At 46.7% G+C, this 20,392-nt stretch carries 19 protein-coding genes; 5 read left to right on the top strand and 14 right to left on the bottom strand.

Annotation, left to right across the window (positions count from 1 at the left end; translation table 11 throughout):
- Positions 1–2: 2 nt before the first annotated feature.
- A complete protein-coding gene (zwf, locus tag J3B89_RS11105) occupies positions 3–1,472 on the bottom strand; it encodes a glucose-6-phosphate dehydrogenase (protein WP_215397635.1) in 1,470 nt (489 codons plus the stop codon).
- 254 nt (positions 1,473–1,726) lie between these two features.
- Between zwf and J3B89_RS11100 the strand changes: the two genes are divergently transcribed.
- Complete coding sequence (locus J3B89_RS11100) at positions 1,727–2,584, top strand: MurR/RpiR family transcriptional regulator (RefSeq protein WP_068238042.1); 858 nt, start codon at positions 1,727–1,729, stop codon at positions 2,582–2,584.
- Between the two features lie 134 nt (positions 2,585–2,718).
- Complete coding sequence (gene pyk, locus J3B89_RS11095) at positions 2,719–4,155, top strand: pyruvate kinase (protein WP_215397634.1); 1,437 nt, start codon at positions 2,719–2,721, stop codon at positions 4,153–4,155.
- Positions 4,156–4,216: 61 nt separating this feature from the next.
- Here the strand turns inward: pyk and J3B89_RS11090 are convergent, their stop codons facing one another.
- The gene (locus J3B89_RS11090; RefSeq protein ID WP_215397633.1) at positions 4,217–5,188 is read right to left on the bottom strand and encodes a DMT family transporter; all 972 of its coding nucleotides are present in this window, start codon (positions 5,186–5,188) and stop codon (positions 4,217–4,219) included.
- A gap of 210 nt (positions 5,189–5,398) precedes the next feature.
- On the opposite strand from J3B89_RS11090, the gene J3B89_RS11085 reads away from it, so the two are divergent.
- Positions 5,399–6,388: a 6-phosphofructokinase gene (locus tag J3B89_RS11085; RefSeq protein ID WP_215397632.1), complete on the top strand. Its 990-nt coding sequence runs from the start codon at positions 5,399–5,401 to the stop codon at positions 6,386–6,388.
- A 20-nt stretch (positions 6,389–6,408) separates the two neighbouring features.
- Here J3B89_RS11085 and J3B89_RS11080 read toward each other — a convergent pair whose 3' ends face one another.
- The 4 genes from J3B89_RS11080 to J3B89_RS11065 all read right to left on the bottom strand — a co-directional run bounded on the left by J3B89_RS11080 (position 6,409) and on the right by J3B89_RS11065 (position 9,262).
- Positions 6,409–7,227, bottom strand: coding sequence for a LytR/AlgR family response regulator transcription factor (locus J3B89_RS11080; RefSeq protein WP_215397631.1), 819 nt, complete (start codon positions 7,225–7,227; stop codon positions 6,409–6,411).
- Complete coding sequence (locus J3B89_RS11075) at positions 7,220–8,302, bottom strand: sensor histidine kinase (RefSeq protein WP_215397630.1); 1,083 nt, start codon at positions 8,300–8,302, stop codon at positions 7,220–7,222. Before J3B89_RS11075 ends, J3B89_RS11080 begins: the two co-directional genes overlap by 8 nt.
- A 112-nt stretch (positions 8,303–8,414) precedes the next feature.
- Positions 8,415–8,813 (bottom strand): acyl-CoA thioesterase, encoded by a 399-nt coding sequence (locus J3B89_RS11070; RefSeq protein WP_215397629.1) that lies wholly within the window; start codon positions 8,811–8,813, stop codon positions 8,415–8,417.
- Positions 8,814–8,911: 98 nt separating this feature from the next.
- Complete coding sequence (locus tag J3B89_RS11065) at positions 8,912–9,262, bottom strand: HIT domain-containing protein (protein WP_215397628.1); 351 nt, start codon at positions 9,260–9,262, stop codon at positions 8,912–8,914.
- Positions 9,263–9,362: 100 nt separating this feature from the next.
- Between J3B89_RS11065 and J3B89_RS11060 the strand changes: the two genes are divergently transcribed.
- Positions 9,363–11,141 carry a M61 family metallopeptidase gene (locus tag J3B89_RS11060; protein ID WP_215397627.1) on the top strand — a complete coding sequence of 593 codons (1,779 nt, stop codon included), beginning with the start codon at positions 9,363–9,365 and terminating at the stop codon, positions 11,139–11,141.
- On the opposite strand, the gene J3B89_RS11055 is transcribed toward J3B89_RS11060, so the two are convergent.
- The 3 genes from J3B89_RS11055 to J3B89_RS11045 all read right to left on the bottom strand — a co-directional run bounded on the left by J3B89_RS11055 (position 11,138) and on the right by J3B89_RS11045 (position 13,111).
- Positions 11,138–11,950, bottom strand: coding sequence for a M23 family metallopeptidase (locus J3B89_RS11055; protein WP_215397626.1), 813 nt, complete (start codon positions 11,948–11,950; stop codon positions 11,138–11,140). The genes J3B89_RS11060 and J3B89_RS11055 overlap by 4 nt on opposite strands.
- Positions 11,913–12,770, bottom strand: a complete 858-nt coding sequence (locus J3B89_RS11050; RefSeq protein ID WP_215397625.1) for a 6-carboxytetrahydropterin synthase — start codon at positions 12,768–12,770, stop codon at positions 11,913–11,915. Before J3B89_RS11050 ends, J3B89_RS11055 begins: the two co-directional genes overlap by 38 nt.
- An 83-nt stretch (positions 12,771–12,853) precedes the next feature.
- Positions 12,854–13,111: a hypothetical protein gene (locus tag J3B89_RS11045; RefSeq protein WP_092792933.1), complete on the bottom strand. Its 258-nt coding sequence runs from the start codon at positions 13,109–13,111 to the stop codon at positions 12,854–12,856.
- Between the two features lie 145 nt (positions 13,112–13,256).
- Here J3B89_RS11045 and fabA point away from each other — a divergent pair, with 145 nt between their 5' ends.
- Entirely contained in the window at positions 13,257–13,769 is a 513-nt protein-coding gene (fabA, locus tag J3B89_RS11040) for a bifunctional 3-hydroxydecanoyl-ACP dehydratase/trans-2-decenoyl-ACP isomerase (RefSeq protein ID WP_215397624.1), read from the top strand.
- An 82-nt stretch (positions 13,770–13,851) separates the two neighbouring features.
- Here the strand turns inward: fabA and rmf are convergent, their stop codons facing one another.
- From rmf to rlmKL, 5 genes are all read right to left on the bottom strand, one after another.
- The gene (gene rmf, locus J3B89_RS11035) at positions 13,852–14,034 is read right to left on the bottom strand and encodes a ribosome modulation factor (RefSeq protein WP_068238104.1); all 183 of its coding nucleotides are present in this window, start codon (positions 14,032–14,034) and stop codon (positions 13,852–13,854) included.
- Between the two features lie 268 nt (positions 14,035–14,302).
- On the bottom strand, positions 14,303–16,042 hold the full coding sequence (locus J3B89_RS11030) for a DUF3466 family protein (protein ID WP_215397623.1): 1,740 nt from the start codon (positions 16,040–16,042) through the stop codon (positions 14,303–14,305).
- A gap of 26 nt (positions 16,043–16,068) precedes the next feature.
- On the bottom strand, positions 16,069–17,970 hold the full coding sequence (gene uup / locus J3B89_RS11025; protein WP_215397622.1) for an ATP-binding cassette ATPase Uup: 1,902 nt from the start codon (positions 17,968–17,970) through the stop codon (positions 16,069–16,071).
- Positions 17,970–18,206 (bottom strand): glutaredoxin family protein, encoded by a 237-nt coding sequence (locus J3B89_RS11020; RefSeq protein ID WP_215397621.1) that lies wholly within the window; start codon positions 18,204–18,206, stop codon positions 17,970–17,972. The genes uup and J3B89_RS11020 overlap by 1 nt, the downstream gene beginning before the upstream one ends.
- Before the next feature lie 3 nt (positions 18,207–18,209).
- Positions 18,210–20,324, bottom strand: coding sequence for a bifunctional 23S rRNA (guanine(2069)-N(7))-methyltransferase RlmK/23S rRNA (guanine(2445)-N(2))-methyltransferase RlmL (gene rlmKL, locus J3B89_RS11015; protein ID WP_215397620.1), 2,115 nt, complete (start codon positions 20,322–20,324; stop codon positions 18,210–18,212).
- Positions 20,325–20,392: the final 68 nt, after the last annotated feature.

Below are 20,392 nucleotides of genomic sequence, written 5' to 3'. Positions count from 1 at the left end.
GCTTATTCTTCCCAGTTACGCTCATCACGGGCCAGCATAGAAATTGTTGCAACCGGTCCCCAACTGCCTGCCTGATAGGTTTTGGGCGGCTCGTTGCTGGTTTTCCACGCGTTTAGAATACCGTCTACCCATTTCCAGGCATGCTCAACCTCATCACGGCGCACAAACAAATACTGGTTACCCAGCATAGCTTCCAGTAACAACCGCTCATATGCATCGGCAATACGCTGCGATTTAAAGGTTTCGTCAAAGCTTAAATCAAGCTTACTTTCTTGCAGGCGCATATTTTCGCCAAGGCCAGGTATTTTATTCAGTACCTGAATTTCCACACCTTCGTCCGGCTGCAAACGAATGATCAGTTTATTAGCCGGTAACTGGTTATAAGTAGCATGAAAAATATTGTGCGGCTGCGGTTTAAAGCAAATCACCACTTCACTTAACTTAGATGCCATACGTTTACCGGTACGCAGGTAAAACGGCACACCAGCCCAACGCCAGTTATCAATATCAACCTTAATAGCAACAAAGGTTTCAGTTTTACTGTTTGGTCTGGCGCCTTCTTCCTCCAGATAGCCGGGCGCTGCTTTACCGGCAACAAAGCCACTACCGTACTGACCACGGACGGTTTTTTCCTGAATATTGCTGATATCAATGCGGCGCAGTGCTTTTAGCACTTTTAGTTTTTCGTCCCGAATACTGTCTGCATCCAAACGTGCCGGTGGCTCCATCGCAATTAATGTCAGTACCTGCAACAGGTGGTTTTGCACCATATCGCGCATTTGCCCTGCATCATCGTAATAGCTCCAGCGCCCTTCTACACCTACTTCCTCTGCAACCGTTATTTGCACATGATCAATGGAATTATGATCCCAGTTACCAGCAAAAATAGCATTAGCAAAACGTAGCGCTAGCAGGTTCAGTACCGTTTCCTTACCTAAATAATGGTCTATCCGGTAAATTTGGCTTTCTTTATAAAATTCAGCGACCTGATCATTAATCACTTTAGATGAAGCTAAATCATGACCAATGGGTTTTTCCAGTACCACACGTGCAGGCTCTTCAGCCAGCCCGGCTACCGCTAAGCCTTTACAGATAGAGCCGAATAATGAAGGTGGTGTGGCGAAGTAGCTAACCGGTACCCGCTTATTTATATCAGTCACTGCTGTGAGTTTTTTATAGTCTTGCTCATTTGCCAGATCCAGCTGCACATATACCAGCTTTTGCTGCAAACGCTGCCATATTTCATTGTCCAGCGGTTCTTTCAGGAACTTGTTCAGGTTGGTTAACACCAGCTCAGCATAAGCTTCTGTCGACATTTCATCACGGGCAACGCCGATAATGCGTGATTCCGGGCAAAGTAAATCAGCTTTTTCCAGCTGATACATTGCCGGTAACAGCTTGCGCCGTGCCAAATCACCTTTGGTGCCAAACAGAATTAAATCACACGCTGAATTTTGTGCTGTTGTCGTCATAGCTGACCCTTGATTTAGATGTAATTTTACAACACTTCGGCCATACTAGCGCAGCATAACAGGGTTGTAAACCAGATATCTTGTAATTAAATTACAGATTGCGTAATGTTTTGACTATTCTTATATAATAAGGCAGCCTTAGCAACGGATCTGTGGTTTTGTAGTAAATTTAGTACTATTTTGACCACCGCCCTGATGGGCTACACCCTGTATTACAACCTGTATCAGCCTAATTATAAGCCAGGAATTGCCGGATGAACGTGCTGGAAAAAATCGTCAATAGCGTAAACAGTTTTAGTAAATCAGAACGTAAAGTAGCCGATGTGATTCTGGCTAACCCTCAAACAACTATACATAGTAGTATAGCGGCATTAGCTAAAATGGCCGATGTGAGCGAACCTACAGTTAACCGCTTTTGTCGCAGACTGGACACCAAGGGTTTTCCTGATTTTAAGCTGCATTTAGCACAAAGCCTTGCTAATGGCACACCTTATGTTAACCGCCATGTAGAAGAAGAAGATGGGCCGGAAGCTTATACCGCTAAAATATTTGAATCTACTATGGCTGCGCTGGATACTGCAAGGCAACGTGTTGATATTAACACAATAAACCGTGCAGTTGATGTACTGACCCAGGCAAAGAAAATTTCTTTTTTTGGTTTGGGCGCTTCTGCTTCTGTAGCGCATGACGCACAAAATAAGTTCTTCCGTTTTAATGTGCCAGTGGTGTGTTTTGACGACATAGTGATGCAGCGGATGAGTGCTATAAACAGTGCTGAAGGTGATGTTGTAGTGTGCATCAGCCACACCGGCCGTACAAAAAACCTGTGTGATATTGCCGCCATAGCTCGTGAAAATGATGCTACTGTTATAGGTGTTACCGCTTACGACAGCCCGCTGGCAAAAGAATGTACGCTGGTATTGTCGCTGGACGTACCCGAGGATACCGACATGTATATGCCCATGGCGTCACGCGTAGCACAGTTAGTGCTTATTGATATTCTGGCTACTGGCTTTACACTGCGCCGCGGCAGTAAGTTTCGGGAAAACCTGAAAAAAGTGAAAGACAGCCTGCGCGGCTCCCGCTTTGACAAAAAAGATTTCAACAACTGATAAGCTGGTGCAGTTGTGTCGGCAACTGCACCAACCTGTAACTTTTCTTCATCGCTTTGCTGTATTCTGTAATTAAATTACATTAAACTAACAGCCAGATATTACACCCTCTTTGCAACAAGCAGGAAATAACCATGCACAGAAGAACTAAAATCGTCGCGACGCTAGGCCCCGCCACCAATACACAGCTTTCAATTGAAAAACTGATCAAGGCTGGTGCAACCGTATTCCGTCTGAACTTCTCGCATGGCAGTGCTGACGATCACCGTGAACGTGCCGCTATGGTACGAGGTGCCGCTGCAGCGTTGGGCGCACACGTTGCTATTTTAGGCGATTTACAAGGACCGAAAATCCGTGTCTCTACCTTTAAAAATGGTTCCGTAATACTGGAAGAAGGCATGCCGTATGTGCTGGACGCAGAGTTGCCAAAAGGCGAAGGTGACGAGCATCAGGTAGGTATCGACTACAAAGAGTTACCACAGGATGTAAAACCCGGCGATTTATTACTGCTGGACGATGGCCGCATTCAGTTAACAGTAGACCGTGTTGAAGGTGCCAGAGTTTATACTACCGTGACTGTTGGCGGTAAGTTAAGTAACAATAAAGGTATTAACCGCCAGGGCGGTGGTTTAACAGCCCCTGCCCTGACCGATAAAGACAAACGCGATATTATTACCGCAGCAGAAATTGATGTTGATTATCTGGCGGTATCTTTCCCACGTTGTGGCGATGACTTACGCTTAGCCCGTGATTTAGCGCTGGCAGCAGGCTCTGAAGCCCGCATTATGGCGAAAATTGAACGCGCTGAAGCGGTAGCAGATAATGAAACGCTGGATGACATTATCCGTGCTTCTGATGCTGTAATGGTTGCCCGTGGTGATTTAGGCGTTGAAATTGGTGATGCTGAGCTGGTTGGCCAGCAAAAGCGTATTATTGCCCGCTCGCGCCAGTTAAACAGGGTGGTGATCACTGCAACCCAGATGATGGAAAGCATGATTGAAAGCCCGATGCCAACCCGCGCCGAAGTAATGGACGTAGCCAATGCCGTGCTGGATGGTACAGATGCGGTTATGTTGTCGGCTGAAACGGCTGCCGGTAAATACCCAACTGAAACTGTACGGGCGATGGCCCGGGTATGCGACGGCGCGGAAAAACACCCCAGTGTGCAAATCTCCAAGCATCGTATGGATGTGACCTTTACCGAAATCAGCGAAACGATTGCACTGTCCGCAATGTATGCCGCCAACCACCTTGAAGGGATCAAAGCCATTATTACGCTGACAGAATCTGGCTATACCGCCAAGCTGATGTCACGTATTACTTCGCCACAACCTATTTACGCTTTGTCGCGCCATACCAAAACGCTGAACAAAATGGCGTTGTACCGTGGCGTTTATCCGGCGTTTTTTGACAGCACAGCCTTACAGGGACAATCGCTGGCAGATGCCGCTATTGAAGCGGTAAAAGCCAAAGCGGGTTTAAAAAGCGGCGACTTGGTTATTATGACACACGGTGATGTGATGGAAACTATTGGTGCCTCCAATACCTGCAGAATTGTGCAGGTAAAATAGTACACGCGCCACTAATACGAAGGGCTCATACGAGCCCTTTTTGCTGCTTGCTATTTACCTGCTAAAACACATCGCGTTGCAGCTTACGTATTTTGCGTGCACTATGGTATTGCATAAATTGCGGTGCCAGCGCGGTTAACGCAGATCCCACAACCACCAGCGTGGCACCAACCCAGGACCAAAGATTAAGTTGTTGCGCAGCCAAATAGGCCGGAAACAACCAGCCCACGATATTGGCAAACAAAATAGTAAAAAGCGGTGTTACAGCCAGTACCGCACTGACTTTAGATGCCTCCCAATGATGCAGCGCCTCAGCAAAAGCGCCATAGGCCACCACGGTATTTAAACAGCAAAATATAAGTAGCAGCCAATGCAAACCTGTCATAGTTAACAGCGGTGTGAAATCAGATACCGGCATAAACGCAATGGTACCCGCTACATACAGCAAACACATAATTTGCTTGGATGTGTAATGTACCAGTAATTGCTTTTGTGCCAAAGCATAGGCCGCCCAGGTTACTGCTGCAGCAATCACCAGCAACACGCCCAGTGTTTCGCTGCCCGCTTGTAAGATAAGCTGCACCAGGCGCTCATTAAAAAACAGCAGCAACCCCGCAACCAGAATAACCGCACCGGCTTTTTGCCACAGTAACAGACGCTCTTTAAATATAAAGACACCGCCTATCATCATTAAAAATGGTGCCAGTTGAATAACCACCTGCGCGGTCTCTGCACTGAGGTAGTTTAGCCCGCTTAAATACATGATGTAATTAGACAATAAGCCCAATATGGCAATTAGCATCAGTTTTGCTATGTTGGGGCTAAGGAGTATAGCCGCTTTAGGTAATTTGCCCCGCGCCCCCAGCCAGATACCAACGATAACTGCAGCCGCCAGAAAACGAATTGCCGTTATGGTGTTAGCTGTCAGCACATCGAGTACTATTTTCAGTGCTATAGGTAAAATTCCCCATAAAACGGCAGTGGTTAAGGCTAACAATAAGCCTACCAGGCTTTTACCTGTAATTTGATGCATGGGTGCTGATCCAGTGTAATAAACAAGTGGCAGGTGTTGCAGAGTATCTCTGCTGATAACGGTGCCATTTTCGCTTATTTTACCTGTAGCTGTCTTTAGCCCGATACTGTTATATCGACTAACACACTAACTATTGCGCCATATCAAACACGGCCCCTGCTTTAACCCCCTATACTGAGCAAGATATCAGTTTTTAAGCAGAGATGAAGAATGATTAAACGTGTTGGTGTATTAACCTCAGGCGGCGACGCGCCGGGCATGAATGCAGCTATCCGCGCTATTGTCCTCACCGGTGCGGCATACAATATTGATATTATTGGTTTTCGCCATGGGTTTAATGGTTTGCTCGATGATGACTATCAAACACTGTTGCCACAGCATGTACAGAATATTATTCAGCATGGCGGTACTGTCTTAAAAAGCGCCCGCTGCAAAGCATTACATACCCAGGAAGGCGCAAAACAAGCCGCAGAGGCTTTACAGCGTTTGCAACTGGATGCACTGGTAGTTATCGGTGGTGACGGCAGTTTTCGCGGTGCGCTGGCAATAGCAAACTATTATCAAGGCCAGATCATTGGCGTGCCAGGCACAATTGATAATGATGTAGACGGCACCGACTATACCATTGGCTTTGCTACCGCAATAGACACAGCGTTAGATGCAATAGATAAAATCCGCGACACCGCCGATGCATTTGAACGGATATTTCTGGTTGAGCTAATGGGCCGCCACTCTGGCTATATTACCTTGTCTGCGGGGATCGCCGCAGGAGCAGAACAGATTATTTGCCCGGAATTTGGCACCCTGCAGCCTGATGATTTAAAAACGCTGATAGCGCCTGTGCAACGCGCGCAATTATTACGAGGCAAAAGCAGTTACATTATTGTCGTTGCAGAAAACAGTTATCCGGGTGGTACCACCGCACTGGCAGAAGCGCTTAGCCGTGCTTTGGGCATTGAGTGCCGGGCTTGTATTCTTGGCCATATCCAGCGCGGGGGCTCTCCTGTGGGGGCAGACCGGATACTGGCAACGAAACTGGGGGCTTATGCCATAGAGCAACTTATGCAGGGGGCCCACTTAATGATGGCTGGTGAAATAAACCAGCAAGCTGTGCTATACCCGCTTGCACAAACCAGCGCAAAGAAAAAGCAGATAGACCCTTATCTGGTACGCTGGCAACAAACTATTGCCAGCGATTAAGCATACAGAACAGTTGCGGGCTACTGATTAAAAACCTGTTTTACCCTGTCTTTATAGCTACGGCTTACTTTGACAGCCTGGCCATTAGTCAGCATTAACTGATGCTCACCATTGGCCAGCATTTGTAATTTGGCAATGGTATGTACGTTTACAATAGCTGAGCGATGCACCCGAACAAACAGCTTGGGATCCAGCTCCTGCTCTAACTCTTTCATAGTCCGGCGTAAAATATGTGTTTGGCCATCACGCGTATGAATACACATATAATCGCCGGCAGCATCAACCCACTCGATAGCAGCTACTGGTACCCGGGTAATTTCGCCACTGTCTTTAATGCTGATAGCATCCGGGAAGCGGTCATTCACCACTGGCTGGGCATTATCCAGCCGCTGCAGTATATTGCCGGTGTCGTCTCCGGTTAGTTTTGCCACGGCTTCTGCCAACTGACCTTTATGTTTTTGCGTGTCCTGCGCCTGGTATATTCTCAGGACTTTTTCTATTGCCTGTTTTAAACGCTCAGGTTCAACCGGTTTTAAAACGTAGTCAAGGGCACTCACTTCAAAAGCGCTGTAAGCATAATGGTCATAGGCTGTGACAAAAATAATATAAGGTAACGCCGCATTTTGGGCCTGCAATTGTTTTAGCACCGCAAAGCCATCTATGCCCGGCATTTCAACGTCCATAAAAACCAGATCCGGTGTTAGCTGACTAATACTGTCAATAGCCTGTTGGCCATTGCTGCATTCAGCGATAACGTCCAGCTCAGGAAACTCCCGTAAGCGCACCATCATTCCCTTGCGGGCTAAAGGCTCATCATCAACTACTATTACCTTAAGCATGTTCCTGTTCCGTTTTTTCTAGTTGTAATGGAATTCTGATATTTACTTTTAAGCCCTGTGGCTGATTATGCGTTAAAACCAGAGCAAAGTTATTATCATACAGTGCGGATAAACGCTCTTTAGTGTTAACCAACCCAACCCCACTGTCACTGCTTTTGGGCAAACCATTGGTAATGGTCATACCCGGCCCGTTATCAGCTACTTCGAGCAATAAATCATGGCCAAACTTTTTCGCCGTAATGGCTATTTCACCGCCATTAATCTGGCTTGCTACCGCATACTTAATAGCATTTTCAATTAGCGGCTGCAAAATTAAACTGGGTACCAGCGCTTTCTCTGTTCCGGGTTCAAGGTCGAATATAACAGACAAACGCTCGGAGAAGCGCACCTTTTCAATCTCAAGATACAAACGGGCAGCATACACTTCTTGCTCAAGCGGTACCTTGTTGATGGGATCTTTGTACAATGAATAGCGCAAAAAGTCACTAAGTCTGGTCACCATTTTATTGGCAGTATCAGCTTCATTAATTAACACCAGTGTTGAAATGGCATTTAGGGTATTAAACAAAAAATGCGGGTTAAGCTGATAACGCAGCATTTTCAGCTGAGCTTCGTGCGCTTTGTTGGTTGCAGTCAGCGATTTCTGTTTTTCTTGTTGTAATGTTTGATAGTACTTAATACCAAAATACAAACCACTCCAGCTTAACATGACATAAAATGCCACCGGCGTGTCACGGATGTACTTCAGCCAGTCGTCTGGCCGTGCACCATGGCGATATATTTCCCAATAGTTAAAGTTACGCACTGCCGTCCATATTGCGGCGACAAAAAATGCCAGCAGCAATACCGTTATGATCATTTTCCAGGGCGTCCAATACCAGGCACGCTGATAAGCATAGCGCAGAGGTATGGTAATTAACCAACCAATATAGGAGTCCAGTGCAACAATTATCAGGTAAGCGTCACGCGTTTCCTGGATCAGAGAGCCAAGATAATTGACTATAGCAAAACCCAACCAGCCTAAGGTATGCAGGATCCAAAACTGGCGGGTCCGGTCTTCAAATAACTTATACAAAACAATAACCCGCAGGCCAATAAGGTAATTGCCTGATTATAACCAAATAGCAGCCAAAAACTCTGTTCACTGGCCGTGTTTGCATATGTATTAATCGCATTAACCTGATACTTTAGCCTAATACCGGTGTCGGTTTTCTGTCTGGCCCCAATGCCACGAAGGTAAAGTTGCCTGAAATCGCTTTATGTTGATCATCGTCGTACATATGTTCAACAAAAATATCGACATGTACACGAATGCTGGTACGACCAACATGTTCAACTCTGGCCACCAGTTCAATAATAGTGCCGGCAGGTATGGATTCTTTAAAATCAACCCGATCAGAGCTAACGGTAACCAAAGGCTTACGGCAAAAGCGCGTAGCGGCTATAAAAGCAGCTTCATCCATCCAGGCCAGCGCTTCGCCGCCAAATAAGGTGTTGTGGTGATTAGTCCGGCCGGGAAACACCGTTTTTGTGACCCGTGTTACCGCATGTTCCATCCGTTTGGCAATCAACGCTTCGTTACTCATAGCAATACCCGGTTATAACAGTGAAAGACGCGGCGATTCTATAAGACCCGCGCCCAATTGCAACAGTATCGCACACAAATACCTGGTTGCGGCTTTCGTTACCGGCTCAACATCGGGCCAAGTGCCCTGCCACCAACCAAATGCAAATGAATATGATAAACCTCCTGCCCGCCATGAGCGTTACAATTCATAATGAGCCGGTAGCCTTTGTCTGCAATACCATGCTCTGCAGCCAGTTTGCGTGCTACGGTAAACAGCCTGCCAAGTGCGGCTTCATGCTTGGGTTCAACATCATTCACAGTTGGAATAAGCTGATTAGGCACCAATAAAATATGCACCGGCGCACGCGGGCGGATATCGCGAAATGCAGTAACCAGATCATCCTGATACAAAATATCGGCCTGCGCCTCACGGCGGATAATTTTACTGAATACCGTTTCTGTTGCCATGTCATTTTCCTTATTTGGTTTTGGCGGCATAATAGCCAGCTTAATACGGCAGAACGCTGCAGGCAAAGGGTAAACCTTTAGCGGCTAAAAGAGTAACACTATGAAATCTGTAAAGTACCAGTTTGATATAACCGATGTCAGTGCCCATCTTATATCCGTAACACTCAGTTTCACTCCCAGCTCACCGGTACATGAACTGATGCTTCCCGCCTGGATCCCCGGCAGCTATATGATCCGTGATTTTGCCAGAAACATTGTTGCGATAAACGCTTGTGATAAATCAGGCACACTTGAACTGCAGCAACTGGATAAGCAACGCTGGCAAATACAATGTAACAACAGCCCGGTGACGGTTAGTTATCAGTTATATGCTTATGATTTATCAGTGAGAGCAGCTTACATTGATGATGAGGTAGCAGTGTTAAACCCGGCCTGCCTGTGTCTGAGTGTCAGTATGCAGGAAACCTTGCCACATTATGTCATCATCAGCAGGCCACAGTCACGCGTTACGAATGACTGGCGGGTCGCCACCGGTTTAACTCGTAGTCAAGGTACTGATTTTCTTAGCTTTGGCGAATACAGTGCAACAAATTATCAGATGCTGATTGATTGCCCTATCTTGTTGGGTAAATTTGCACTGACCGAGTTTGTTATTAATGGTATCAGCCATTATCTGGTGGTTACCGGCGATAATTTGACTGATCTTAGCCGTTTTACCGACGACTTGACACGAATTTGCCAGCAGCAGGTTAAGGTGTTTGGCAGTTTACCGACAGATTTAACCTGCTACTGGTTTCTGCTGTGGGTAACAGAGGATGGCTACGGCGGCCTGGAACATCTTAATTCTACTTTACTGCTGTGCAACCGTTTTGATTTGCCTGCACCGGAACATACTCAAGTAGACGAAAATTACCAGAATCTGTTAGCACTTTGCAGCCACGAGTACTTTCATACCTGGTGGGTTAAACGCTTAAAGCCTGTTGCATTTCAGCAGTATCAGCTGGTAGCCGAGCAGTACACCCGCCAACTTTGGTTATATGAAGGCTTTACCTCTTATTATGATGATTTAGCCTTGGTGCGGGCTGGCTTAATTGACGGCAAAACCTATATTAAGACACTGGAAAAAACCATCTCAAAAGTTATGCGTAACCCAAGCGATAATCAGCAAAGCCTTACAGACAGCAGCTTTACCGCCTGGACCAAATTTTACAAGCAAGATGAAAACGCCGTAAATGCCGTAGTAAGTTATTATGCCAAAGGCGCCTTACTGGCTTTATGTCTGGATGCCAGCCTGCGCAGTTGCAATAGCTCACTGGATGACGTTGTGCGCCAGTTGTGGCAACGATATCTGGTATCTGGTACGCCAGACAATGCGCTGCATAATGTTCTGACAGAGCTCGGCTTTGCTGAACTTGCCACGCAAACTGATAATTGGCTAACACAAGCTGCGTCACTGCCACTGGCAGAACTATTGCCGGCACTTGGCCTGACATTAACACTCCGGCCGATGCAGCATAGTGATGATTTCGGTGGTGAAGCCGGTGCTGAAAATATACCCTTTATTGGTGCCCAAACGAAACAGCTAAATGGCCTGTTACAGTTAACACAGGTTTATCTTGGCGGTAACGCACATCAGGCCGGTTTAATGAGCGGAGATCAGCTGTTAGCTCTGGATAACCGTAAAATCAGCGCCACCAGCCTGCCGCAGCTGCTAAAACGTTATCCTGCCGGTTGTACGTTAACGGTGCATTTCTACCGCAAAGATCGCCTGCTGCAAAGTCAACTGACATTAAATACTGCAGCACAACAGGTCGCAATGCTTACCGTAGCGGAACAACAGCTGTACGATAGCTGGCTACAACAGGTTTTGCCAGGTTAAGGCAGCTGCAAACCCGGTAGCAGTGCCGGGTCAAGCCGTTCCTGCTGCCAGTTAATCCGCCAGTCCAGGTGCGGGCCGGTTACTCTTCCGGTCGCCCCTACTTCGGCAATTTTCTGCCCTTGCTCAATATTATCGCCAACAGCAACATCAAAGCGGCTTAAATGCATAAAGGTAGAACTGATACCAAAACCATGATCAATGATCAGTGTTAAGCCGGAATAATATAAGTCTTGTGCTAACAATACCTTACCACTTAACGGCGCGACAACAGGTGCACCAACCGGCGCAGCAACATCAAGGCCATAGTGTGGATTTCGTGGCTCACCGTTAAATACCCGCTGGCTGCCATAAACACCGGAAATGCGACCTTTGGCCGGCATGATGGGTGTATCAAAAATAAACGGCAGGCCGGAAACTGTATTACGTACCGCGCGTACCTGTTGGTTGTCACGGCGGATACGCTCAGTTACTTCAGCTGGTGGCGTAACGTACTTTTGTGCCACACCATTAACATGCTGAATATCATACTGGCGCGCAGTAAAGGTTAACGGTTTAGTATGTTTTTCACCGTTGAGGTGCACGGTAAGCTGATGCTTAAGTGGCGCATCCCGGCCAATCCCAAACACAAAACGGCCATCGCTGCTTAATGGCAGTTCAATGTCATTAAAAAAAACCCTACTGCCCGGCTCAGCCTTACCACGCAGCAGGCTACCCTGGGCTAATTGCCCTTCCAGCTCTAAAGCGGGTTGGGCGAATAGTGCAAAGCTGACACTAGCTAACAGCGATAGCGCCTTTGCCCACGCCTTCATAAGCAACTACCTTATATTGTCTGGTGTTATCCAGTTGTTTTAACTCTGCTGCAATATACTCTGCCAGACATTCTACAGTGGTATCGCAGGGTACAATTTCGCAATGAGTTTTGGGTATGGTCAGCTCAAACCAGCCCTGTGCTGCCTGATAGCGGAAGCTATAGTCATCAGTACCGGCAGTAAGATGCTGTAAAGCAGCAGCGCTGCATAAATCTTCAGCAGAGCCCAGATAAATATCCTGCCAGCGTTCACACCAGTATTTATTTAACCGCGGCGTTAACATACCGTCGGTGTATATCTGAATGGTTGAGCGATGGCCGTGTGCAATACGCTGACAATTGCCATCATGCTTTTTTAAACCATGGCTGTAATGGTAATAAAAACTGTTGCTGGCTTCAGGGCGCAGAGTAAAAACCAGCTGTTGCACATTGTCCGGTAGCAAAGGTGTAATGTGCTGTTGCAAAAACTCAGTGATGCTGTGTTCATTAATTTCATCGCTGGAAACAGCTGCAATGGCCTGCGCCGGTGCCGCCATACTGATGCGGCCACGTGCTGACAGGAAGTTTATGCGCTGTAAACCGGCGCTGCTATCCATCGTCAGGGCCGAAGATAAGGCCGGTACAGCCAGCTTATGATCCACCAGTTGATCTATAGCGTGTTTGATCACTTTTTTGACTTTGGCAAAATCTAACACCATCGAGGTTTGATCCAGACCGCCGTGCAGCTCTACGTCAACAATATAGCTTTCACCCAACATACCGCGTTTGGCACACAGATAAGAAAAATCAATAACGGTAAGATCCCGTACAAACAAAATCATTAAAAGCTCTCTGGTTACTCAGGCATATTCTGTCGGCATTATACCGCTGAACACGCACCTGCAACACCGGCTATGCCAATAAATCACCGCTTATGCTCGGTTAACCAACTGTTTAAAATGCCCACCTGGCCACATTTATGTGCAGCATACATCAGCCGGATAGCATTGCTGAGTAAAACACTGTCGCTCCACTCGGTTTTTTGCTGAATTTCCTGGTAGCAACTTAAGGCTTCCGGTGTCAGATAACCACGTAGCTCTTTTTTGCCGGATTGTTTCTGCCGTTCACGATAGCGCAGCTGTTTTTCTGCATTGGTCAGCGCTTTTCCACTCGAATTTGTCATGATGTCACTCTTTGGCAATAACACTGTCATACTCTCAGGCAGTTAACTGCCTGACGCACAAAATTAAGACTTAATACAAATCGGACTTGTCTGGCGTACAAGTGTTCGCTAAAGTGGCCCGGTATTTTCAACGGATTAAACATACATGACTAAGAATAGCTTTACAAAAGAAGATTTGATCGCCTGTGCCAATGGTGAACTGTTTGGTGAAGGCAACAGCCAGCTACCCTCTGACAATATGCTGATGATGGACCGTATTATCCATATTTCAGAAGAAGGTGGCCTGTACGGTAAAGGCCAGATTATTGCTGAACTGGATATTACACCAGACCTGTGGTTTTTCGCCTGTCATTTTAAAGGCGACCCGGTAATGCCTGGTTGCCTGGGGCTTGATGCTATGTGGCAACTGGTGGGGTTCTTTTTGGGTTGGTGCGGCGGCCCGGGGAAAGGCCGCGCACTGGGCGTGGGTGAAGTAAAGTTTACCGGTCAGGTGCTGCCGACTGCAAAAAAAGTGACTTACACCATTAATATGAAGCGTGTAATCAAGCGCAAACTCTATATGGGCATTGGCGATGGTGTGGTAAGTGTGGATGGCCGTGACATTTATGCCGCTACCGATCTTAAAGTCGGTTTGTTTCAGGATACATCCAGTTTTTAACAGAGGCAGTATTATTAAATGCTAAAAGCCCCGCAAGTTATCCTGACGGGGCTTTTTTAATGCCTGGGCTTACCGGAAAAAATTACTGACCTTTATTAAACAGCCCAACATTGCGATCTTCGATGGCTTCGCGCCAGCCTCCTAACCATTGTGAGCGCGTATCTAAACCTTGATAAGGGCAAATTTCTTTTGATCGTCCGGTTACACCGGCACGATAACCTTGAGCATGAGCACGTTCCAGACGATCACGTTTTTGTCTTTTCATACGGCGGTCTTCCTCAACTATATGTGATAAAAAATAACCGCAAATCAGTTTGCGATTACCCTTTAATTGATAGTTGACAGCGATAAAAGGTTCAATCTGAAATAGACAGATTAAAAGCTTGACAAGGACTAACAAGCTGAAGTTATTTAAGATTTGATGACAGATTTATTTATATCGAATTACACTAAGCAGCCAGCCTTTATAACTATAAAACTGCTACAACCTTACAGACATTAAAAAAGCTGCCGAAGCAGCTTTTTTAATGTCATTACACTTTACGCCTGCGCCACCAAACTAAGGTTGCGCTTAACATTAACCAGCCAAAACCTGCAGTACCGCCTTTACGTTCATACTCTGTTTGTTCTGAAGAACAGTCTTCCGGCTCACCGTTGGCTACCGGTTGTAATTTAACTGTCACGGCTAGTTCTTCCTGTAAAGGGTTGCCTTGTGCATCAACAATGACTTCACCCAGAGAATCTTTACGCTCTTTCATTATCAGCGCGGTGGCCAGAATATCGCCATTGTTATTAATATCAGTTGCATCAACTACGGTATACGGCGAGTTACAGCCAATTAATGCATTTAAATCAGTAAAACTGTCAGCAGTGATGTCATAAATAAAACCATGACCTCTGCGGGTAGTCGTGCCCCCCAGAATCACTTCAGCCTGACCTACCACCTGATTGCTGTCATTAATAGCTTTTGGTAGTGTTGTTGAGCTGGAGAAGAAACCATCAACAAACCGGGTTTGGCCTGAGCTGTAGTCGTGGTAAAACATTTTGCTGCGCACAGCACTGTTAATAAACTTTCGTGCATAACCAACAATAATATCATTGTTATTAATGGCTATAGCATTACTGCCTATGCTTTGGGCGTTAATAAAATACCACTCTTTCGGATCAACAATAGGCAGTACCTGCCCGTCAACAAAAATACTGGCATGTGCCTGACGGTAAATTGCATCAACAGACGAATAGCGCTCGATGCGATCGGAGTCCGTATACATAGATAAACCAACGGCAATGCCATTGTCATTTACTGCATTAGCCTGGCTGTAATAGGTTACGGCATTATTACCTTCGCCTTCATAAGCAACACCGGTGTTCTTGTCACCTAAAAAACCCAGTACTTCAGGTTCTGCAATACTGCCATCAGCCTGTAACTGCCACACCATACCGCGTTCCTGGTAGCTACCGGCTATAGCCCGGTTATACAAACACAAATCTACCGGCGTTGAAGCGCCGGTACAGGCTTCCTCAATGGCTTCTTTGGTAGCGTCCGTCATACCGCTGCTGCCAAAACCAGCTATTAAACCATTATTACTGATAGAACGGGCAACAGTGTAACCACCGCCCAGTTCATCATAGGCGGGAGGTGTTGTTATAATTTCACCGTCGCGTACCACCATTCCAGCCCGATAAGGCAACTCAGGCACCCAGATGTCCTGCTCTTCAGGATCTGGTGTAGTGTCTGTAGGTTCTGCGGTAAAGCTTTCTAATGTAAAAGGCGAAGACGCAGTGCCTACTGCTACCCCAGAGTTATTTATGTCATACAAATACTCACTGTTGCTACGTTTTTGCGTTACATCACGTAGCGGCAGGTTTTCTAAAATGCCATCAATGCCGGTGGTATAAGCCAATGAGTAGCCAATTTGTTGATTGGCCGGATTAACACTCAGTAAAATACTCAGGATATTGGCGTCAATATTGCCGTTTATTGCATCGGCAATTTGTTCATCCGTGAGCACAGCAGTTACAGCAGTGTTTTCGAAATCGATAACATCCAGATCTAACGGAAAATTAAACGCACCTAAAGCATTACCGTTACCCGATGTATTGGTACTTAAGGCACCATTTGCAACGATACTTCCGGCATCGTTAATGGCCGAGGCATAGGTTGATTTAACTTCACTTACTTCACCAATCTCAACGACGTTATAAACGGCCGCTTGTACAGAACACAGACTTAACAGCGGCAATATCGCCAGACTGATGCGTGATAACTTCATTCGGAGCCCCTAAATATACTTCAATTTTATGCGTCTAATTCTTCCCAGCGTGCATACGCTTGCGCCAGCTTCGACTCGATCTGTTGCAGTTGGTTCAACGTGGTTTGCGTATGCTCTGTAGTTTGTTTAAAAAAGTCAGCGTCATTTACTTTGTGTTGTAAGGCCTCAAGCTCACTTTCCAGTTGTTCTAACAAAGCCGGCAGTTGTTCTAACTCACGTTGTTCTTTGTATGATAACTTCTTAGCACTGCCAACAGAAGCCTGTGGCGGTATTTCTTCTGTTACGCTCTGTGATGGTTTTGTCACTTTCTGTGTTGTAACTGCAGGTGCCTGCATACGTTGCTGATAAGCAATAACATCATCATAACCACCGGCAATTTCAATAATACGCCCCTCTCCGGCAAACAGCAGTGAACTGGTGACAGTGTTGTTTACAAACTCCCTGTCGTGGCTTACCAGCAATACGGTACCCTGATACTGCTGTAAAATATCTTCCAGCAGTTCCAGCGTTTCAACATCCAGATCGTTAGTCGGTTCATCCAGGATCAGCAGGTTACTTGGCCGGGCAAACAGTTTGGCTAGTAATAAGCGGTTTTTTTCACCTCCAGACAGCGCTTTTACCGGTGTACGGGCACGGGCTGGCGGAAACAAAAAATCTTGCAGATAACTCAGCACATGGCGGGTTTTACCGCTTTGGGTAATTTCCTGCTTACCTTCAGCTACGTTATCCTGTACCGTGGCATCTAAATCCAGCGCAATACGGTGCTGATCAAAATACGCCACCTCAATATTAGTGCCGCGCTTAATGTCGCCACTGTCATGTTTATAGTCGCCTAATAACAACTTAATCAGGGTTGATTTACCCACTCCGTTGGGGCCTACCAACGCAATGCGATCACCACGCATTACCAGCAAGTTTAATTTATCGATAACGGTTTTACCGTTAAAGCCGCAGCTGATGGCTTTGGTTTCAAATACCAGCTTGCCGGAGCGATCGGCCTGCTCGATATTAAAATCAACTTTGCCGAGACTCTCTACCCGCTCGGCCCGTTCACGGCGTAGTGCTTTAAGTGCCCGTACGCGGCCTTCATTGCGGGTACGGCGCGCTTTAATGCCCTGGCGGATCCACACTTCTTCTTCGGCCAGCTTTTTATCAAACAGCGCATTATGTTGCTGCTCATCTTCCAGCATTTTTTGTTTACGCGTCAGGTATTCCTGATAATTCCCCGGATGCGAGGTTAACTGGCCACGATCAAGGTCAATAATACGGGTGGCTAAAGCGCGGATAAAGGCCCTGTCGTGCGAGATAAAAATAATAGCACCGGAAAAATTCAGCAAAAACTGCTCCAGCCACTGAATAGCGGCCACATCCAAATGGTTAGTTGGCTCATCCAGCAACAGAATATCCGGCTTGGCAATCAGTGCCCGTGCCAGCGCAGCTTTACGTAACCAACCGCCGGATAAAGTGGCTAAGCTGGCGTCGGGGTTCATCTCAAACTGTTGGCATAAATCAGCAACGCGGGATTCCAACCCCCAACCATCGCGGGTATCCATTTCGCTTTGTAATTGTTCAAATAAGCGATAGTCTGCATCTGAAGCGCCGTCTAAATTTTCTGACAAGGTATAAAATTGCTGCGCTATCTGTGCCAGATCACCGGCGCCTTCTCGGATAAAGTCAGCAATTTTCACTTCCATTTTCGCCGGTGGGTCTTGCTCTAACCGGCTTAATACCACTCCGGTATTAATCACTATCTGGCCGTCATCCAGATTTTGCTGACCGGTCAGCAATTTTAGCAATGACGACTTACCTGCTCCGTTCCGGCCTACCAAACATACCCGTTCGCCACTGAATAAACTGAAATCGACATGATCCAGTATCGGGTGTGTGCCAAAAGCCAGACAGGCTTGCTGAAAACGTAATAATTCCACTACTGTACATCCTTAAGCCATGTTGCCAGCCGGTACGCATCAAAAGGCCAGCACAATTCGTTATCTCCCAGACACAATACCGGGATCATCAAACGGTAACGCGCAAAAGCCTGCGCATCATCTACAATATCAATAACCTGAAACCGGCCTTCAAGGCCAGCCTGCAATAACAACTGTTCAGCTTCATCACACAGATGGCAACCCCAGGTGCTGTATAAAGTAAATACCGGGCGCATAGGTTACCGGGTTAACTCAAAACACACGTGAATATTCGGGTTGCGCTTAAAATCTTCCGGCAAGGTTGCTGCCGAGATATCTTTTACCTGCCAGCCGGCATCCAAAAGTGCCTGGGCATCAATTTTAAAGCGGCGCTTATTATTAGAGAAAATCACTTTGCCACCCGGTGCCAGCCTTGCTGTTAGCATATTTAATAAGTTAACGTGATCGCGCTGCACATCCCAGCTGTCTTGCATCCGTTTCGAGTTAGAAAAGGTTGGCGGGTCCACAAAAATCAAATCGAACTGAGCGCGGCAGCGGCTTAGCCATTGCAAGCAATCAGCCTGTTCAAACTGATATTGTTTGCCGGTTAAACCGTTGATAGTGAAGTTGCGTTTAGCCCAGTCTAAATAAGTGTTCGACATATCTACTGTTGTTACACTTGCTGCACCGCCAATAGCGGCATGCACAGAAGCACTGCCGGTATAGGCAAACAGGTTTAGCACCGTTTTGCCTTTGGCCTGCTGCTGGATCATCCGCCGGGTAATGCGGTGGTCTAAAAATAAACCGGTATCAAGATAATCTCGCAGGTTTACTAAAAACTTAGCGCCGTACTCATTAACTTCTTTATACTGCCCGGCTTTGGCCAGCGCCTGATACTGCGACGTGCCCTTTTGCTTTTCGCGCACTTTTAAAATCATTTTATCGGAGCTGATACCCAACACCTGCGGCACCTGGTTAACCACATCAAATAAACGCTTTTGCGATACCTGCTCGTCTACAGTAGCCGGTGCGGCATATTCATGCACCACCACTTCGCCGTCGTACCAGTCTACCGCTACGTTATATTCCGGAATATCCGCATCATATAAACGGTAACAGCTTAAGCCTTCTTTTTTTGCCCACTTTTGCAACTGCTTGACGTTTTTCGCCAGGCGATTACCAAAAGAGCTGCTTTCATTAAAAAACAGCGCCGGCGCGTCAGAGCTTAGCGCGACCTGTTTTTCGGTTAAATCAAACAGGGTGAAATCACAATCAAGCGGGCCGTTAGTAAATTTATAGCTTTTGCTTTTCGATAAACGCAGCGCCCGCAGTAAATCGGTGTTGGACGTAATAATAGCTAAACGCCAGCCCTGATAATGCTGCTTTAACGCTAATGAAAACTTACTGTACAGCGGTATTAATGAGGGTAAATCGCCCAGCCGCTCGCCGTAAGGCGGGTTGGTAACAATAATACCAGCCTGATTGCTTACTGCTGTTTTTAATGCTGTAGCGTCGGCATAATCAAACTGCACATAAGCTGCAACACCGGCACGGGCAGCATTTTGCTTCGCTTTGGCTAGATTACGTTCATCAATGTCAGAACCCCAAAACTGCACTCTATTGGCTAAAACACGCTGCGCCGCTTTGGCTTCTTGTTTTAGTTGCTGCCAGATGGCATCACGGTGACCGGGCCAGCCTTCAAAGGCAAACTTTTCACGGTTTAAACCCGGTGCTTTATTCAGGGCCATTAACGCAGCCTCTACAACAATAGTGCCGCTACCGCAAAACGGGTCGAATAAGGGTTGCTCTGCCTGCCAGCCTGAACGCTTTAACAAAGCTGCTGCCAGATGCTCTTTAAGCGGGGCTTCGCCCTGTCCGGCGCGATAGCCGCGTTGGTGCAATGACGGGCCGGAAAAGTCCTGCAAAAAGTGAAAATGCGCTTTATCTAACCGCACCTGAAAGCGCACATCCGGGTCCATCCGGTCTACATCGGGCCGGTTGCCGGTTTCTTCGCGGAATTGATCAACAATAGCGTCTTTCAGACGGATAGCGCCAAACTGCGTATTATCAATTTTCGGGTGCTTACCAACACATTCCACTGCAAGCGTGTTGCGTAATGCCATATGCTGCAACCAGTCAATCTTACCGGCTACCTGATATAAATCACTGTCAGCTGTTACCGGTTCAGATTGTATCAGGCGCAAAACCCTGGTAGCCAGGCGCGACCATAAACATAATTGATATCCGACGCGTAAATCGGCACGAAAGCGTACCACGCCCATAGTCACTTTAATAACGTCGCCTTCATACTGCCGGATTTCATCCGCCAGCAGTTCTTCTACCCCTTTAGACGTTAACGCCCAGAATTCCAGCATGCTACCCAAACCCCTGTCAAAAATGGCCGTCAGTATAGCAGAATGTGGTATTTATCCGTTTGAGTTTT

It is taken from the genome of Rheinheimera oceanensis (genome assembly GCF_018831085.1).
GTDB lineage: Bacteria > Pseudomonadota > Gammaproteobacteria > Enterobacterales > Alteromonadaceae > Alishewanella > Alishewanella oceanensis.
This window is presented reverse-complemented; position numbering and strand designations above follow the sequence as displayed.

Excerpts from the sequence above, each read along its gene's own strand:
- zwf (WP_215397635.1), bottom strand. The coding sequence starts at position 1,472 with ATGACGACAACAGCACAAAATTCAGCGTGTGATTTAATTCTGTTTGGC.
- J3B89_RS11100 (WP_068238042.1), top strand. The coding sequence starts at position 1,727 with ATGAACGTGCTGGAAAAAATCGTCAATAGCGTAAACAGTTTTAGTAAA.
- pyk (WP_215397634.1), top strand. The coding sequence starts at position 2,719 with ATGCACAGAAGAACTAAAATCGTCGCGACGCTAGGCCCCGCCACCAAT.
- J3B89_RS11090 (WP_215397633.1), bottom strand. The coding sequence starts at position 5,188 with ATGCATCAAATTACAGGTAAAAGCCTGGTAGGCTTATTGTTAGCCTTA.
- J3B89_RS11085 (WP_215397632.1), top strand. The coding sequence starts at position 5,399 with ATGATTAAACGTGTTGGTGTATTAACCTCAGGCGGCGACGCGCCGGGC.
- J3B89_RS11080 (WP_215397631.1), bottom strand. The coding sequence starts at position 7,227 with ATGCTTAAGGTAATAGTAGTTGATGATGAGCCTTTAGCCCGCAAGGGA.
- J3B89_RS11070 (WP_215397629.1), bottom strand. The coding sequence starts at position 8,813 with ATGAGTAACGAAGCGTTGATTGCCAAACGGATGGAACATGCGGTAACA.
- J3B89_RS11065 (WP_215397628.1), bottom strand. The coding sequence starts at position 9,262 with ATGGCAACAGAAACGGTATTCAGTAAAATTATCCGCCGTGAGGCGCAG.
- J3B89_RS11060 (WP_215397627.1), top strand. The coding sequence starts at position 9,363 with ATGAAATCTGTAAAGTACCAGTTTGATATAACCGATGTCAGTGCCCAT.
- J3B89_RS11055 (WP_215397626.1), bottom strand. The coding sequence starts at position 11,950 with ATGAAGGCGTGGGCAAAGGCGCTATCGCTGTTAGCTAGTGTCAGCTTT.
- J3B89_RS11050 (WP_215397625.1), bottom strand. The coding sequence starts at position 12,770 with ATGATTTTGTTTGTACGGGATCTTACCGTTATTGATTTTTCTTATCTG.
- J3B89_RS11045 (WP_092792933.1), bottom strand. The coding sequence starts at position 13,111 with ATGACAAATTCGAGTGGAAAAGCGCTGACCAATGCAGAAAAACAGCTG.
- fabA (WP_215397624.1), top strand. The coding sequence starts at position 13,257 with ATGACTAAGAATAGCTTTACAAAAGAAGATTTGATCGCCTGTGCCAAT.
- rmf (WP_068238104.1), bottom strand. The coding sequence starts at position 14,034 with ATGAAAAGACAAAAACGTGATCGTCTGGAACGTGCTCATGCTCAAGGT.
- J3B89_RS11030 (WP_215397623.1), bottom strand. The coding sequence starts at position 16,042 with ATGAAGTTATCACGCATCAGTCTGGCGATATTGCCGCTGTTAAGTCTG.
- J3B89_RS11020 (WP_215397621.1), bottom strand. The coding sequence starts at position 18,206 with ATGCGCCCGGTATTTACTTTATACAGCACCTGGGGTTGCCATCTGTGT.
- rlmKL (WP_215397620.1), bottom strand. The coding sequence starts at position 20,324 with ATGCTGGAATTCTGGGCGTTAACGTCTAAAGGGGTAGAAGAACTGCTG.